At 64.3% G+C, this 16507-nt stretch carries 12 protein-coding genes and 1 pseudogene; 3 read left to right on the top strand and 10 right to left on the bottom strand.

Annotation, left to right across the window (positions count from 1 at the left end; translation table 11 throughout):
- Positions 1-52: 52 nt before the first annotated feature.
- The 5 genes from ACHMW7_RS04535 to ACHMW7_RS04515 form a co-directional block, all read right to left on the bottom strand.
- Positions 53-2602: a putative bifunctional diguanylate cyclase/phosphodiesterase gene (locus ACHMW7_RS04535; protein WP_395449165.1), complete on the bottom strand. Its 2550-nt coding sequence runs from the start codon at positions 2600-2602 to the stop codon at positions 53-55.
- A gap of 327 nt (positions 2603-2929) precedes the next feature.
- On the bottom strand, positions 2930-3322 hold the full coding sequence (rpsP, locus tag ACHMW7_RS04530; protein ID WP_395449164.1) for a 30S ribosomal protein S16: 393 nt from the start codon (positions 3320-3322) through the stop codon (positions 2930-2932).
- A gap of 56 nt (positions 3323-3378) precedes the next feature.
- Positions 3379-3705 carry a chorismate mutase gene (locus ACHMW7_RS04525; RefSeq protein ID WP_214392911.1) on the bottom strand — a complete coding sequence of 109 codons (327 nt, stop codon included), beginning with the start codon at positions 3703-3705 and terminating at the stop codon, positions 3379-3381.
- A 10-nt stretch (positions 3706-3715) separates the two neighbouring features.
- A complete protein-coding gene (ffh, locus tag ACHMW7_RS04520) occupies positions 3716-5305 on the bottom strand; it encodes a signal recognition particle protein (protein ID WP_395449163.1) in 1590 nt (529 codons plus the stop codon).
- Between the two features lie 258 nt (positions 5306-5563).
- The gene (locus tag ACHMW7_RS04515) at positions 5564-6529 is read right to left on the bottom strand and encodes a glycosyltransferase (RefSeq protein WP_395449162.1); all 966 of its coding nucleotides are present in this window, start codon (positions 6527-6529) and stop codon (positions 5564-5566) included.
- A 147-nt stretch (positions 6530-6676) separates the two neighbouring features.
- On the opposite strand from ACHMW7_RS04515, the gene ACHMW7_RS04510 reads away from it, so the two are divergent.
- The gene (locus tag ACHMW7_RS04510) at positions 6677-8422 is read left to right on the top strand and encodes a putative bifunctional diguanylate cyclase/phosphodiesterase (RefSeq protein ID WP_395449161.1); all 1746 of its coding nucleotides are present in this window, start codon (positions 6677-6679) and stop codon (positions 8420-8422) included.
- Between the two features lie 43 nt (positions 8423-8465).
- Here ACHMW7_RS04510 and ACHMW7_RS04505 read toward each other — a convergent pair whose 3' ends face one another.
- Together ACHMW7_RS04505 and ACHMW7_RS04500 are read right to left on the bottom strand one after the other, a co-directional pair.
- A complete protein-coding gene (locus ACHMW7_RS04505) occupies positions 8466-9077 on the bottom strand; it encodes a DUF1236 domain-containing protein (protein WP_395449160.1) in 612 nt (203 codons plus the stop codon).
- Between the two features lie 125 nt (positions 9078-9202).
- Positions 9203-10441 (bottom strand): flavin monoamine oxidase family protein, encoded by a 1239-nt coding sequence (locus ACHMW7_RS04500; protein ID WP_395449159.1) that lies wholly within the window; start codon positions 10439-10441, stop codon positions 9203-9205.
- 167 nt (positions 10442-10608) lie between these two features.
- On the opposite strand from ACHMW7_RS04500, the gene ACHMW7_RS04495 reads away from it, so the two are divergent.
- The gene (locus tag ACHMW7_RS04495) at positions 10609-11427 is read left to right on the top strand and encodes a lytic transglycosylase domain-containing protein (RefSeq protein WP_395449158.1); all 819 of its coding nucleotides are present in this window, start codon (positions 10609-10611) and stop codon (positions 11425-11427) included.
- A gap of 131 nt (positions 11428-11558) precedes the next feature.
- Positions 11559-12077: a hypothetical protein gene (locus ACHMW7_RS04490; RefSeq protein ID WP_395449157.1), complete on the top strand. Its 519-nt coding sequence runs from the start codon at positions 11559-11561 to the stop codon at positions 12075-12077.
- Between the two features lie 62 nt (positions 12078-12139).
- Here the strand turns inward: ACHMW7_RS04490 and ACHMW7_RS04485 are convergent, their stop codons facing one another.
- From ACHMW7_RS04485 to ACHMW7_RS04475, 3 genes and pseudogenes are all read right to left on the bottom strand, one after another.
- On the bottom strand, positions 12140-12667 hold the full coding sequence (locus tag ACHMW7_RS04485) for a hypothetical protein (protein WP_395449156.1): 528 nt from the start codon (positions 12665-12667) through the stop codon (positions 12140-12142).
- Positions 12668-12671: 4 nt separating this feature from the next.
- Positions 12672-13892, bottom strand: a complete 1221-nt coding sequence (locus ACHMW7_RS04480) for an argininosuccinate synthase (RefSeq protein WP_395449155.1) — start codon at positions 13890-13892, stop codon at positions 12672-12674.
- Positions 13893-14017: 125 nt separating this feature from the next.
- A pseudogene (locus ACHMW7_RS04475) lies at positions 14018-16322 on the bottom strand (Tex family protein).
- Positions 16323-16507 lie beyond the last annotated feature (185 nt).

Raw genomic sequence — 16507 nt, 5'->3', positions numbered from 1 at the left:
CCTCGCTGCAGCATAGGTGGCGCGGCCGGGCGGAGGGGTCAAGCTGGCAGGCTTAAGCCACCTGAACCTTGTTGCCACGATAGCTCGCGATGATCTGCGCTGCCCCGGCGCCGTCGACCGGCGGGCTGAACAGGAAACCCTGGATCTCGCCGCAGCGCTCCTGCCTGAGCAGTTCGAGTTGGGCGCCTGTTTCAACGCCCTCGGCTGTCGTGTCGATGCCAAGATTGGCGCCCAGGCCGATGATGGCGCGCACGATTGCCATCGATTCCCGGCTGCTGCCGATGTCGCGCACGAACGAACGGTCAATCTTTAGCCGGCTGAACGGAAAGCGGCGAAGATAACTCATCGAGGAATATCCGGTGCCGAAATCGTCGAGCGCGATGCGTACGCCGATCTCCTTGAGCCGCTGCAGGATGGCGAGATTGGGGCCCGTATCAGCCAGAAGCACGGATTCGGTGATCTCGATCTCCAGACGCGACGGGTCGAGCCCGGACCTGGCGATGGCCTGGCTGATGGTCTCGGCGAACTGGCCCTGGCGGAACTGCACCGCCGAGGCGTTGACGGCGATGACGAGGTCCTGCGGCCAGGTTGCGGCGCGGCGGCAGGCCTCGTCGAGCACCCAGCGGCCGATCGCCTCAATCATGCCGGTCTCCTCGGCAAGCGGGATGAATTCCGCCGGCGAGACCATGCCGCGCCTGGGGTTGCGCCAGCGCACCAGCGCTTCGAAGCCGCGCAGGGCGCCCGTCTTCACCGAGATGATCGGCTGGTAGTGGAGCACCAGTTCACGGTCGAGATCGGCGCAGCGCAACTCGAATTCGAGCTCGCGGCGGTCGCGCATCTCGGCGTCCATCTCCGGCTCGAAGAAGTGGAACGCGCCCTTGCCGTCGCGCTTCGAGCGGTAGAGCGCCAGATCGGCGCATTTGAGCAAGGTGCCGGCGTCGCGCGCATCTGCCGGTGCGATCGCCGCGCCCAGGCTGGCGCCGATCGACAGCTTGTGGCCCTCATAGGCATGCGGCTCGCTGATCGCCTGGATAATACGTTTGGCCAGCGTTTCGACATCGCTGCGGCTGAGCGCGCCACGCAGCAGTATGGCGAACTCGTCGCCGCCAAGCCGGGCGACAAGGTCGCTGCGGCGCAGAAGCTTGCGGATGCGGTCGGCTGTCTCGATCAGCAGGGAATCTCCCGCCGCGTGGCCGAGCGTGTCGTTGACGGCCTTGAAGTCGTCGAGGTCGACAAGCAGCAGCACGAAGGGTTGGTGCCCGGCGACTGCAGTCGCCACCGCATCTTCGATCTCCTGCGAAAACGTCGTGCGGTTACCGACGCCGGTCAGCGGGTCGTGGTGGGCAAGGAAGGAAATACGGTCCTCGGCGCGCTTGCGCTCGGTGATGTCGACGATGGTCGACAGCGTCGCAGGCGTTGCGCCGAAGCGGATGTTGCGGGCATACTCGATGACGTCGAGATCGCTTCCGGCCGCCGTGCGGTGGCGGGCAAAACGCTCGCCGCTCGCCGGCACGTCGCCGGCGTCGGGTTCGAGATCGGCGATGCCAAGCGCCAGGAATTCACCGCGGCCACGGCCGTAGAGATTGAGTGCTGCGGCGTTGACGTTCAGGAAAGCGCCGCCCTCGGCCTGGCGCACATACATTGGCACCGGATTGTCGTCGAACAGGGAACGGAACAGGGTTTCGCGGTTCCTGATTTCGCGCACGTCGGTGAGCGTCACCGCCAACAGCCCACCCGTTTCAGCGACACCGACCTGCAGCGACACGGCTTCGCCGCCAAGCTGGTATTCCAGTTCAAGCGACGGTGCGGTCACGCCATGGGCGCGGGCGACTCCGCATTCGTCGAGCAGCCGCGCCAGGCCTGTGGCGGCCTTGGCCTCTGACAACAACCGGAAGCGCATGTCCTCCGCCGAAACGCCGAGAAAACGCGCCGCGGCATTATTGATGCTGAGGATCTGATAATCCCGTCCCTCACCGCCGACGGATTCAAGCGCGCTGAGCGCCAAAATTCCCTCGTCGGTCGAGTTGATCAGCAGGCGGGCAAGATCGATCTGGCTTTTGCGCGGCCGTGCGAAGACGAGGAAATACTCGCCGGGCCAGCGGCACGAAAGTGGCAGCGCCAGGACCTCGACGGTGGAGACCATGCCGTCGACGATCGACCGGCACAGCGCAAGCCGCGGTCGCGCTGCCGGCCGGGCAAGGTCGATGGCACCCGATATGGCGCGCTGGAAAGCGAATGGCAGCACCGACAGCACGGCCGCGGGCTCGGTCAGGCCGGCTAGGGCACTGAAACGCGGCCCGGCACGCAGGATGAAACCGTCCTTGCCGGGCTGGAGCCGGACCACCGCCATCTCGTCGGCGAAGCGGCCGACGCTGCCAAGCGCCAATTCTTCATAAGGCGGCAACGCGCCATCGATGCAGGCGGCCTGCCAACGGCGCAGCACAAGCCTGACGTCGTCGAATTCCGTGTCGACGCCACTGGGCAGCTCGGCGGGTCTTGGTGGCGGGCCCTGCTCGACGGAGCCGCCTTGCAGCTTCGTCGTCCTATCTTCTTGCCACGTCCCCGCGCGCATCGCCGTCAGCATCACGTCGTCACCTGCCATTGGCGCAACGCCATGCGCCCGGCGGCCCGACCTTCGTCGGGCGTCGACACAGCGTCACATCGATTTCAGCACATGCCGAAGCGGGTTCGGCGCGACGGCGCGGCATCATGCCTGCGCGGTACTTTTGCCCACGCGCCATCGCCGGCAACCTAGCTGGCACCGGCTTACCGCTTGCTTAAGCGGAATGTCATATAAATGTCATGAACTTAGCTGGGCGGTGGCGTCATACGCCTGGATACGGTCGCGAAAGGGCTCGGAACCGAACCCGAAACGCAAGACGGCGGACCTTTCGGCCCGCCGTCCTGGTGTCGCCGGAAAAGGCGAAAATTACTCTGCCGACGCTTCGGCCGGAGCAGCAGTCGCGGCTGCGATAGCGGCAGCAGCGTCGTCCTGTGCCTTCTTCAGGGCAGCAGCGCGCTCCTGGGCCTTCTTGCCCGGCTCGCCCTTGGTCGGGTTCGAGCGAGTCTCGCGCTTGACGAGACCAGCTTCGTCGAGGAAGCGGGCAACGCGGTCGGTCGGCAGCGCGCCGTTCGCCAGCCAATGCTTGACGCGGTCGCCGTCGATCTTGACGCGGTCGCCGTCCTTGGGCAGCAGCGGGTTCCAGGCGCCGATCGCCTCGATGAAGCGGCCGTCGCGCGGGCTGCGGGCGTCAGCGATGACGATGTGGTAGTAGGGGCGCTTCTTGGAGCCGGCGCGGGCCAGGCGGATCTTAAGGGACATTGTCTTACTCCTGAATAGTTCTGTCTTGGGTTTGGTATGTTCTGCTTATTCCGCCATCAGGCGGAGGTAGTCCTGTCTGAGCCGCCATTTCGCTCGGCGGCCAGCATTTCGTGGTGTCGGATCACCTCGCGGATGATGAAGTTCAAGAACTTTTCCGCGAAATCGGGGTCGAGATGTGCGTCGTCAGCCAAACGCCTGAGACGCGCGATCTGGGTCTGTTCGCGCGCCGGATCGGCCGGCGGCAAACCATGGGTTGCCTTGAGCACGCCGACAGCCTTGGTGCAGCGGAAGCGCTCGGCCAGCATATGGATCAGGGCTGCGTCGATGTTGTCGATCGAAGCACGTAGTTCCTGGAGCTGTGCCTGAGGATTGGTATCGGTCATTCAGCGCTCCTCACTTCTTCTTGCCAAGGCCGGGCAGGCCGCCGCCGAGGCCCGGAAGCTTCATGCCGCCGGGCAAGCCCGGCAAACCACCGCCACCCATGCCGGGAAGTCCACCGCCAGGCAGGCCCTTGAGCCCGCCACCGAGGCCGGCGGCTTCTGCCTGCTTCTGCAGCGCTTCGAGCTGCTTTGGGTCCATCTTGGACAGGTCGGGCATGCCGCCACCCATGCCACCCATGCCGCCGAGGCCCATCTTGGAGGCGAGACCGCCCATCATGCCGCGCATCAGGCCACCCCCCTTGCCCTTGCCGCCCATGGCTTTCATCATGTCGGCCATCTGGCGGTGCATCTTGAGCAGCTTGTTGATTTCGGCCGCATCAGTGCCGGAACCGGCGGCGATTCGCTTCTTGCGCGAATGCTTCAACACGTCGGGATTGGCGCGCTCGGCCTTGGTCATCGACGAGATGATGGCGAGCTGGCGCCCGAACATCTTGTCGTCCAGCCCGGCTGCAGCCATCTGGTCCTTCATCTTGCCCATGCCCGGCATCATGCCCATGATGCCGCCCATACCGCCCATCTTCTGCATCTGGCCAAGCTGGTCGGCGAGATCGTTCAGATCGAACTTGCCCGACTGCATCTTCTTGGCCATCGCCGCGGCCTTTTCCGCGTCGATGTTTTCGGCAGCCTTTTCGACCAGCGAGACGATGTCGCCCATGCCGAGGATACGGTCGGCGATGCGCTTGGGATAGAACTCCTCCAGCGCATCCATCTTTTCGCCGGTACCGATCAGCTTGATCGGCTTGCCGGTGACGGCACGCATCGAAAGCGCTGCACCGCCACGGCCATCGCCGTCCATGCGGGTGAGCACCAAACCGGTGATGCCGACGCGGTCGTCGAAATTCTTGGCGAGGTTGACCGCGTCCTGGCCGGTCAGCGAGTCGGCGACGAGCAGGATTTCGTGCGGATCCGACACCTTGCGGATGTCGGCCATCTCGACCATCAGCGGCTCGTCGATATGGGTACGACCAGCGGTGTCAAGGATGACCACGTCGTGGCCGCCGAGCTTGGCTGCCTGGACGGCGCGCTTGGCGATGTCGACCGGCGACTGGCCAGTGACGACAGGAAGTGTCGCGACCTTGGTCTGCTCGCCGAGCTGGCGCAGTTGCTCTTGCGCGGCCGGACGGCGCGTATCGAGCGAGGCCATCAGGACCTTCTTGCCCTGGCGCTCGGTAAGGCGCTTGGCGATCTTGGCCGAAGTCGTGGTCTTGCCCGAGCCCTGCAGGCCGACCATCATGATGACGACCGGGGCCGGCGCGTTGAGGTCGATGGCGACACCTTCGGCGCCGAGCATCTCGATCAGTTCGTCATGGACGATCTTGACGACCATCTGGCCGGGCTTGATCGACTTCAGGACCGCGGCACCGACGGCCTTTTCGCGGACGCGGTCGGTGAAGGAGCGGACAACCTCGAGCGCGACGTCGGCCTCGAGCAGGGCACGACGAACCTCACGCAGGGCTGCCGAGACGTCGGCCTCCGACAGTGCGCCACGGCCGGTCAGGCCGTTCAGGATCGATCCAAGCCGCTCTTGCAGCGATTCAAACATTCGACTTCCCTTCTCTCAGCCAACCGGTGTCGAACCGAGAGGTAATGCCTCTGCGCGCCTGAACCAAACCAAAAAGCACCCGGGGGCGCACTGCGCTGCCGGGTGTTGGCCTCCGGGATCGTTATGTACCACTAGGGTGTCCCGGTCGGCCGCTCGGAGTGGAACTCGTCGCGGAATTTGTGGGCTGTAGACAGGAAAAAGGCTGGGGAGTCAAGCTTTGTCGCTCCCCTTGCGGACAACACAGCCACTACCGCTTTATCAAGGCAGCAATTCGCCATCGAGGATTCGGCCATACAGGTCGAGGTAGCCTTGCGCGGTCTTTCCGATCGAAAATCTGTCGGCCGCCTTTTCGCGGCACTGGAGTGGCGACAGTGCGTCGACCTCACCAAGTGCTGCGGCGAACTCGTCGTCTGTTTCGAACAATCTTCCCGTCTCCGGGTCAATGATTTCGTGCATCGCCCCACGCGGCGTCGCCAAAACGGGTGTCCCGCACAGCATCGCCTCGACAGGCGCCATGCCGAAAGGCTCTTCCCAGGCAACCGGGTTGATGAATGCCCTCGCCTCGCCCAACAGCTTCAGCTTGATGTCGCCATCGACAATGCCGTGGAAGCGGTAACGCGAAGCGAGTGTCTTGAGGAACACCATGTCACGCCGGACCTGGCTGCGCGTCAAAAGCTTCCAGCGCACCCCGCCCGCGATGTCGAGGCCGAGGTCGTACTTCCTGGCAAGATCGACGGCGCGATTGAGGTTCTTGCCCGCCCGGGCAATGCCGGCCAGGAACAGCATCCGCCGGTTTTTGTGGCCGGCCAGCCGGTAGGCGTCCACCGGAAATCCGTTGTAGACGAATGTCGTCCTGCCATAGCTGCGCGCATGGCTGGCGCTGACGAAGCTCCAGTTCCGCGGTGAGGTCGCCGCCTCCGGCCCGGCGATGCGCGACATGTCCAGCCCGACAATGTGGCAGGTGTTGAGCGACGGGAAGGGAACGTCGAGATACGGTCCATGGAAATGGACGAGCTGGGTGTCCGCCGGAATTGCGTCGGATATGTCTTGAAATGTGCCCGCCTGGCGGATTTCGAACGGCGCATCGCCCGTCTTCTGCCCGGCGATAACCGTCACCCCATGACCTAGCCGGACAAGCTCCGCCGCCAGCCACTCGACCTGGCGCTCCGTGCCGCCATAGCCCCTGGTTGGAATGCCCGCCGGGGCAACAAGTGTTATCCGCATGATCCCCCGCCTACGCCATCAGTGAATGCTTAATCAAGCTGCAACTGAACTGTTGTGGGCAACATAAGCCCCAGTTAAGCTTTGCCACATAATATGCGGCCTGCCAGCGGGGGGTTGGTATGCATTATTTCAAGGTGTTCGACCACCATGCCTAATCATGCGGCCGGCTCGCATGTAGCTATACCGGGAAGCGTCGGCGTCTCGGCCGACTCGCCGCTTGCCGGCTTTGCCGAAAACATCGAATTTGCGCTGGTAGTCATCGATGCCAGCCGCAACATTTCCTTCGTCAACAAGTCGGCCGAGCGCATGTTCGGCTACAACAGGGCCGAACTTATCGGCAACACGCTCGACCTGATCATCCCCCCGAGATTGCGCGGCGCCCACAACGCCGGAATTGCCCGCGTCGGCTCGGGCGAGCCGTCGAAGCTGAGTGGCAAGACCGTCGAGGTCTCAGCCTTGCGGCGCGATGGCTCCGAATTCCCCATCGAGCTGTCGCTGTCGGTCTGGCAGGGACCGAACGGCGTTTCGATGGGCGGCATCATCCGCGACATCTCCGAGCGCAGGCAGCGCGACGCGCGGCTGCATCGCCTCGCCCATCAGGACACGTTGACCGGCCTGCCCAACCGCTTCCAGTTCGACATGCAGCTTGAAGACGCGCTCGCCGCCGGTGAGCCCACCGGCGTGCTGCTGGTTGATCTCGACGGCTTCAAGAAGGTCAACGACACGCTCGGCCACGCCACCGGCGACACGCTGCTGCAGGCGCTTGCTATCCGGCTGCCGGCGGCGCTCGACGCCAACGCCATGGTGGCCAGGCTTGGCAGCGACGAGTTCGCCGTACTCTTGCGCGGCATCGACAAGCCCGGAGCAGTCGCGGCGGCGGCAAGCAACCTGCTTCGCTCCTTCGAAAAGCCTTTCGAGATCGGCGACCATTTGCTCAAGCTCGGCGTCAGCATCGGCGGCGCGGTGGCGCCCAGCGATGGCGGGGTTTCAGAGGAGCTGTTGGCCAGCGCCGACCTGGCGCTTTACCGGGCACGGCAGCATGGCGGCAGCTACCGCATGTTCGAACCGAGCATGCGCAACGCCATTGCAGTTCGCCGCGCCTTGCAGGATGAGTTGTTGCGCGCCATCAGCGCCAGGGAATTTGCGCTGCATTACCAGCCGCAAGTGTGCCTGGAGTCCGGCAAGGTGCTGGGCGCCGAGGCGCTGCTGCGCTGGAACCATCCCTCGCGCGGCCTGCTCGCACCAGCCGACTTCCTTGCGGTGCTCGAAACGCATTCGGGCGCTCTGACAGTAGGCGGCTGGATCCTCGACGAGGCCTGCCGGCAGTCGGCCGAATGGCGCGCCCGCGGCTTTGCCCCGATCACAATGGCGATTAACCTGTTCGCCGTGCAGGTCAACGCCGGCAACCTTGCCGAGACGGTGACATCGACGCTGTTGCGTCACGGCTTGCCGGCCAACGCGCTGGAGCTCGAAGTCACAGAGACGATCGCGCTCGACTATGAAGAGCGCACGCTGGCACCGTTCCGCAAGCTGGGCAAGGCGGGCGTCGGCCTCGCCTTCGACGATTTCGGCACCGGCCACGCCGCGCTCAGCACCATCAAGCGCTTCCCACTCACGGTGCTCAAGGTCGACCGCAGTTTTGTCCGCGACATGCTGCGGGACCCGCAGGACGCAGCGATTGTGCGCGCGGTGCTCGGCATGGCCAGGGATATGGGGCTGTCGGTTGTTGCCGAAGGCATCGAGACGAGGGCGCAAGAGGCGGCGCTCTATGCCATGGGTTGCCGCATCGGCCAGGGTTACCTCTATTCCAAGGCGCTGCCGCCGGCCGCATTCGAAAAGCTGATGAAGCGGGCCGAGCAGATCAAGGACAAGACGCCGGCAATCCGGTTTTAAATCCGACCGCCGGGCAGGCTGCCCAGCGGCCGGCATGACGTACCTAGCGGATCACATAGACCACGCGCCGCGTCGACGGCTCGACCAGAACCGGCTGGCCGTTGACATAGACATAACGGTACTCGTAGTCGGGAATCTCGGTCAGCTCGACTGTATCAGGCAGGCCGGCGCCGACGACAACCTCGCCGTCAAGATACACAGGCTCGATCCGGTGATCGGTCACATAGGTGCGCACCGCGCCGGGTGGCTCGATGGCCGACATAGCTTCGCCGGCGACAATCGCGCCTGTCGTGCCGTCGATGACGACGTCACCGGCACCACCGGCGGCCGGCGGATCAACGACCACCACGCCGGAATCGGCCGGGCGCGCCGAAAGCACGATTTCCTGGCCGCCAAAATCGCCGACAAGATAATCCGAATAGACCCAGCCATCGCCGCCGGAGTCGGCGACGCTGCACCATTTGCTGCTGTCAAGGCAGCCGCGCAGCGTGGTCGCCTGTCCTGCGCCGATGACCCCGATGACCGGATATTGTGGCCCCGGACCGGCGCGGACGTTGAGATCGGTCGCTGCCTGCACGGCAACGTCGGCAAAGGACGGGCCTGATAAGGCGACAAACGCGCCCGCGACGGCGGGCAACAACAGTTTGGTTTTCATCTTTTCGCTCCGTTTTCTTGGTCCCTCAAGGGGCGAGAACGGTGCGGGCAGCTATCAGTTCCTGATGAAATGGCCTGAAACGCTCACGAATTGTAGCAGACTGACGCTTGCCGGCGTGGCTGTCGTCAATGCGCCGACAGCTGTGAAACGACATCTCGCGCCACTGCTTCGCCTGACAACCGGGCGCCGCCGCAGGTCTGGATCAATGGCCCCGCGAGATGCTCACCGGCAAAGAAGATGCGCTCGCCGACGGACTGCATCAGCGTCGACCGCGCCTCGGATCGGCCAGGTCGCGCCGCAGCATAGGCACCCCTGACATAGCGCTCGCCGCCCCAGTTGGTCATCATCGCGCGGCCAACGTGCTTGCGCGTGTCGTTGCCAAAGATTTCGCACAGCCTGTCGGTGGCAAAGTCGACCCCAGCCGCCTCGCCGGCGGCCGACAGCTCCCAGGCGAAATCGCCACCGACGAAGCCAACCATCAGGTTGAGATCAAAGGGAAAACTGAGGAAATAGATGTCGTGGCGCGCGGCACGTTCGATAAGGAGGTCGTCGAAGGGCTTGAGCCCCAGGCGGCTGCCCTTGATTTCGACAGGGAGCTTGGTCAGCATGCCCATCGGCAGGTCGAAGAAGGCAGTTGCGTAGCTGTCTGGCAGAGCCGGTGAAAAGGCGATCTCCTCGAAAGCCAACACTGCCGGCGATGCGGTCACGATCACCGCGCTGGCGCGCAGCACACCGCGATCGGTGTGGCAGCTGACGCCCGCACCATCCCAGTCGATCCGGCGCACCGGCGTGCCAAGTTCGACCGGCACGTCGGCACCGAAACGGGCGACGAGCGTGCCATAACCTTCCCGGGTGAAATAATTGGGATCGAGATCGGCGGCATTCCTGAAGTCGGCGATGGAGATCTCGTCTTCGTCGGTGCCAAAATCCATCGGCCCGCAGAAGGTGGCGGCGGCACGCGACGAGCGGCCCTTGGCCAACAACGCGCCAAGCCGGTCGTCGGCGTTGTTGTGGCCTTCAAGCAGAACGGTCATCGCGGCATCGGCCGCCTTGACCGCTGCCTCCTCGGCCTCACTCGCCTTGCGGTTGCGATAATAGAGATGGTCGATGTTCATGTCGTGATGATGCATCGTCCAGCCGGCGGCCTGCGCTTCTGAGAAATAGGGGTTGCGGTCTGCGGCATGCAGCCAGGCGCAACCGATGTCGAAGGGCACACCGAACTGTTTGTTGCTGGTCCAGGCCCGCCCGCCTATGCGATCCATGGCTTCCAGCACCTTGAAGCTAAGTCCTGCCCTGCGAAGCACTTTTGCCGCTGAAAGACCTGCGGACCCAGCGCCGACGATCACAACATCGACATCTTCCATGGTTTTTCCCCGCTCTCGCCATAATCACTGCTTGATCGTATGCGAGTTTTTTGCCACCTGCCATTGCAGGCAGATGGGGACGTAAACGCCTTCTTAACGATGACAAGAGAGCGTGGGGCTGGCAACATCCCTCCCAGGGACATTGATTCAGGCATCAGGAGAACGGCATGGCAATATTTGCCAAGGTGAAGACTTTTGCTGCGGCCTCCGCCATGCTGGCGGTTATGGCTGGCGGCGCATATGCGGCGGAGTGTGGCAACAACGCGGGTGGCTTCGAAGCGTGGAAGGCGTCGTTCGCCGACCAGGCGGCAGCGAACGGCATCAAGGGCAACGCACTTGGTGCGCTCGCCAAGACGACCTACGCCACCAAGACCATCTATGCCGACCGCAACCAGAAGAGCTTCAAGCTCTCGCTCGACCAGTTCATGGCCAAGCGCGGTGGCAAGGCGATTGCCTCCAAGGGCAAGACCATCAAGAAGCAGAACGCGGCGCTGTTCCAGAGCATCGAGGCTCGTTACGGCGTGCCGGCCGGTCCGCTGATCGCGATCTGGGGTATGGAAACCGGCTTCGGCGGCTTCATGGGCAACCAGCACACGCTGTCGGCCGTGGCGACGCTGGCCTATGACTGCCGCCGCTCCGAATACTTCACCGACCAGCTTTACGCCGCTCTCAAGCTCGTGCAGAGCGGCACGCTGGCACCCAACGCCATCGGCGCTGCCCATGGCGAGATTGGCCAGACGCAGTTCCTGCCAGTCAACGTGCTGAAATACGGTGCTGACGGCGACGGCAACGGCAAGATCGACATGGTCCGCTCCAAGGCCGACGCACTGGCCTCGACCGCCAACTTCCTGCGCGGCCATGGCTGGAGCGCCGGCGGCGGCTATCAGCCCGGCCAGGCCAATTTCGGCGCGCTGCAGGGCTGGAACGCGGCCAGCGTCTACCAGCAGGCGATCGCCATCATCGGCGCCGAGATCGACGGCAACTGACGCCGGATGACCTGACACAACCCTGTCAGGAGACTTTGGGGGACACACTGGCCAAGCCAGAGCCTCGGACGCAGAATGATCAAAGCCCGGTGGCAACACCGGGCTTTTTCGATGCGGACGAGGATCTTGTCATGAACAGCCTGAGCGGCCTGCCCGCCGATCTCTCGCGCTTCGGCAATGTCGAAGGCTACACCCATTACCTCAAATCGGTGACGCCGGGGCTGCCAGCCACTGCCGGCGGCGGCCTGCTGAAATGGTACGACATTTCAGAAGAAGCGACGCCGGTGACACCCGAAACCAGCGCGCTGGCGCAGCGCTTCCTCGCAGCCGAGACGGCCACCGGCCGCCTCAACCTCAAGGGCGAACTCGGCTTCGTCATCCTGCACCGCTGCGGCGGCGACTTTCATTTCCTGCTGGTGAGTTCGTGGCGCAACGCCAACGAGATGTGGGAGACGGTCTATGCCAAGACATCAGAGGCGCCCGATTTCTCGCTGTTTGCGCTGCCCGGGCCACACCGCGCGACCTTCTGCGTCTGGGAGCTCGCGGCAGTCAACCACGAACGCGAAGCGTTCGGCCGCTATCTGTTTTCCGCGCGCGACGAGGTGGCCAAGCGGGTCTATCTCGGGGATTTGTACAAAGGCGGGGCGTAATTTCCCCTCACGATCTGCGAAGGGAAAGCCGACATCGGCTTTCCAGGAAGCGCGCAGGCCCTCTACTTGATTTCAAGCACATAGGAACATCCCGCCAGCACCTTGCCGGGATGTGTCTCGACCGTGGAGACGTTGAGGCTGATGCGCGTGGCCAGCGTGACGCTCTCAGCGGTTTCGGTCTTTTCCGAGACGACCTTTTCACTCAGGAACTTCTGCGGTGTGGCAAGCATCGGCTCGATGCCAAGCTTTTTGGCGAAGTCGGGCGCGTTCAGCCCATCGAGCACGGCCATCGGCCCGCTGGAGGTAAAAACGATGGTCTTCGTTTCCATGCCAAAGGCGGTCAATGGCTTGTCCATCTCATATTGCGACAGGAAGGGATTGCCGCTGTCGACCGCGCGCCAGCCAATCGTGCCGGCCGCGTCTGGCTCGCCCGCCAGCCAGAGGGCAAAACTGGTGTAGGCGGGCACATCGGTCCGACACTCGACCAGCGCCGGCAAGTCCAGCGTGACCGGGTCGAACTCCTGTGCAGCGGCTGGCAAGGCTGCCGCCAGCAAGCCGAGGGCGGCAGCCTGTGCGATCACCGGTCGCATGGGGTCAGCGACGGTTCCTGGCCGCCAGCGTGCGCAGGCGCAGCGCATTGAGCTTGATGAAGCCGGCGGCGTCCTTCTGGTCGTAGGCGCCCTGGTCGTCCTCGAAAGTCACCAGCTTGTCGGAATAGAGCGACTTCGCGCTCTCGCGGCCGATGACCATGACGTTGCCCTTGTAGAGCTTGAGCGTGACTTCGCCCTCGACGTCCTTCTGGCTGAGGTCGATCGCAGCCTGCAGCATCTGGCGCTCCGGCGAGAACCAGAAACCGTAATAGATCAGCTCGGCGTAGCGCGGCATCAACTCGTCCTTGAGGTGCGCGGCACCACGGTCGAGCGTGATCGACTCGATGGCGCGGTGCGCCTGAAGCAGGATCGTGCCACCGGGGGTCTCGTAGACACCGCGCGACTTCATGCCGACGAAGCGGTTTTCGACCAGGTCGAGGCGGCCGATGCCGTTGTCGCGGCCATAGTCGTTGAGCTTGGCGAGCAGGCTGGCGGGCGACAGGCGCTCGCCGTTGATCGACACGGCATCGCCCTGTTCAAAGCCGATCTTGATAACAGTTGCCTTGTCAGGTGCTGCCTCAGGCGAAATCGTGCGCATGTGGACGTATTCGGGCGCCTCGACGGCCGGATCTTCCAGCACCTTGCCCTCGGAGGACGAGTGCAGCAGGTTGGCGTCGACCGAGAACGGTGCTTCGCCCTTCTTGTCCTTGGCGACCGGGATCTGGTGCTTCTCGGCGAAGTCGAGCAGGTCGGTGCGCGACTTGAACTCCCAATCGCGCCACGGCGCGATGATCTTGATGTCGGGGTTGAGCGCATAGGCCGACAGCTCGAAGCGGACCTGGTCGTTGCCCTTGCCGGTGGCGCCATGAGCGATGGCGTCAGCGCCAGTCTTGCGGGCGATGTCGACGAGATGCTTGGAGATCAGCGGCCGGGCGATCGAGGTGCCGAGCAGATAAACACCCTCATAAACGGCATTGGCGCGGAACATCGGGAAGACGAAATCGCGGACGAATTCCTCGCGCACGTCCTCGATGAAGATCTCCTTGATGCCGAGCATCTCGGCCTTCTTGCGCGCCGGCTCGAGTTCCTCGCCCTGGCCGAGATCGGCGGTGAAGGTGACGACCTCCGCATTGAGTTCGGTCTGCAGCCACTTCAGGATGATCGATGTGTCGAGGCCGCCGGAATAGGCGAGCACGACCTTCTTGACGTCTTTCCACTTGGACATTTGAGCACGGCACCTTTTTCAAGCGGCCGGCTGAGGCCGCGTTTCCGGGGCTTTCTAAGCACGAACGGGCAAGCGGGCAAGGGCGATCATGCCGCTGCGACAGCAGCGTGGCCGCCCCGGCTTGCTTACTTGCGCTTCATAGCCTCGAGCAGGGCCGCGCCGAACGCGCCTTGCTGGTCCGCCTTGTTTGGCTGCGGCTTCGCTGAGGCGAACTTCATGTCGCGGGCCTTGGCCGGCGCTGCCGAGCGTGGTGCTGCCTCGCCGCCGTCCTTGCGCATGGTCAGCCCGATACGTTTGCGCGGGATATCGACCTCGACGACGCGGACCTTGACCACGTCGCCGGCCTTCACCACCTCGTGCGGGTCCTTCACGAACTTATCGGCCAGCTGTGAGACATGGACGAGCCCGTCCTGGTGCACGCCGATGTCGACGAAAGCGCCGAAGGCGGCGACATTGGTAACGGTGCCCTCAAGCAGCATGCCGGGTTTCAGGTCCTTGATGTCGTCGACGCCGTCGGCAAAGGTCGCGGTCTTGAAACCCGGACGCGGATCGCGGCCCGGCTTTTCCAGCTCGGCGATGATGTCGCGCACAGTCGGCAGGCCAAAACGCTCGTCAACGAAGGCGCGAGGGTCGATGGCCTTGAGCGCTGCACTGTCGCCCATCAGCTGACGCAGGTCGCGGCCACAGGCAGCGACGATCTTCTTGGCGACGCCATAGGCTTCGGGGTGGACCGACGATGAGTTCCAGCGGCTCCTTGCCGTCGCGGATGCGCAGGAAGCCAGCGCATTGCTCGAAGGCGCGCTGGCCGAGCCGCGGCACGGCAAGCAGGTCACGGCGCGTGGCGAACGCGCCCGAGGCATCGCGATGGGCAACGATCGACTCGGCAAGCGATGGCCCGAGGCCCGAAACGCGCGCCAACAGCGGCGCGGAGGCCGTGTTGAGGTCAACGCCGACAGCGTTCACCGCGTCTTCGACCACAGCCTCCAGCGAGCGGCCGAGGCGATACTGGTCGACGTCGTGCTGGTACTGGCCAACGCCGATCGACTTGGGTTCGATCTTGACCAACTCGGCGAGCGGGTCCTGCAGGCGCCGCGCGATCGACACGGCACCGCGCAGCGACACGTCGAGATTGGGAAACTCGGCGGCAGCGGTGGCGGACGCCGAATAGACCGAAGCGCCGGCCTCGCTGACGATGACTTTTGTCGGCTTGGGCGCCGGCATTTCCTGGAGCATGTCGGCGACCAGGCGCTCGGTCTCGCGGCTACCAGTACCATTGCCAATGGCGATCAGCTCGACCTTGTGGCGGATGATCAGGCGGGCAAGCTCGGCCTGGGCGCCGCGCACGTCATTTTTCGGCGGGAACGGATAGACTGTCGTGGTGTCGAGCACCTTGCCGGTGGCATCGATGATCGCCACCTTGACGCCGGTGCGGATACCCGGATCGAGACCCATGGTGGCCCGCGAGCCGGCGGGAGCGGCCAAAAGCAGGTCTTTCAGGTTACGCGAGAAAACGCGGATCGCCTCTTCCTCGGCCGCTTCGCGCAGATCGCGCATCAGGTCGAGCGAAAGCGACAGCGACAGCTTCACGCGCCAGGTCCAGCCGGCGACGGTCATCAGCCACTGGTCGCCCGGAAGCGTTGCGCCAATCTGGTAGGCGGCGGCGATCATCCGTTCGACTGGCTTGACCGGCGAGGTGTCGTCGGCGTCGATCTCCAGATCGAGCGACAGCACGTCCTCGTTGCGGCCGCGCAGCATGGCGAGTGCGCGATGGCTTGGCACATTGGCCCAGCGCTCGGAATGGTCGAAATAGTCGGAGAACTTGGCCCCGGCGTCCTGCTTGCCGTCGACGACACGGGCGCGCATCACCGCGCGCTCCTTCATGTGATTGCGCAAGCGGCCCAGAAGGTCGGCGTTTTCCGAGATGCCTTCGGCAACGATGTCGCGCGCGCCTTCGAGCGCTGCCTTCACATCGGCGACGTCGCCAGCGACATAGGCGACCGCGAGCTCCGCCGGCACCTGGGTCCGGTCGGCGAGAATGGCTTCGGCGAGCGGTCCGAGGCCACGCTCCCTGGCGATCTCCGCCTTGGTGCGGCGCTTGGGCTTGTAAGGCAGGTAGATGTCCTCAAGCTCGGCCTTCGTGGTGACGGTGGCGATACGGATCGCCAGCTCGTCGGTCATCTTGCCCTGGCTGGTGATCGACTCGACAATCGCCGCGCGCCGCGCCTCAAGCTCGCGCAGATAGGCCAGGCGCTCGGAGAGATCGCGCAGCTGGGTGTCATCGAGGCCGCCGGTGACTTCCTTGCGGTAGCGCGCCACGAAAGGCACGGTCGCACCCTCGTCGAGCAGTCCGACTGCCGCTATGACCTGCTCGGGCTTCGCGTTGATCTCGGCCGCGATGATCGCAGCGATTTTCCTGTTGTCGCCAGCCATGGAATCCTGGTGCCTGTTGAACGGGTGCGCGAACATAGTGACTGCCGGGCCGAACGCCAAACGGCCAATCAGCCGCGCCTGTTCAAGGTCCACAGGAAAGCGGCCATCCTGCGGCAATCGGCGCGCTTGGCCCACGATCCTTTCGCCGAGCCGAAGCTATATGCTAGCGCCAAGCGAGGATGGGA

Source organism: Aminobacter sp. UC22_36 (assembly GCF_044056035.1).
Classification (GTDB): domain Bacteria; phylum Pseudomonadota; class Alphaproteobacteria; order Rhizobiales; family Rhizobiaceae; genus Aminobacter.
Note: the sequence above shows the minus strand (reverse complement) of the source record. Positions and strands in the feature narration are given on the sequence as shown.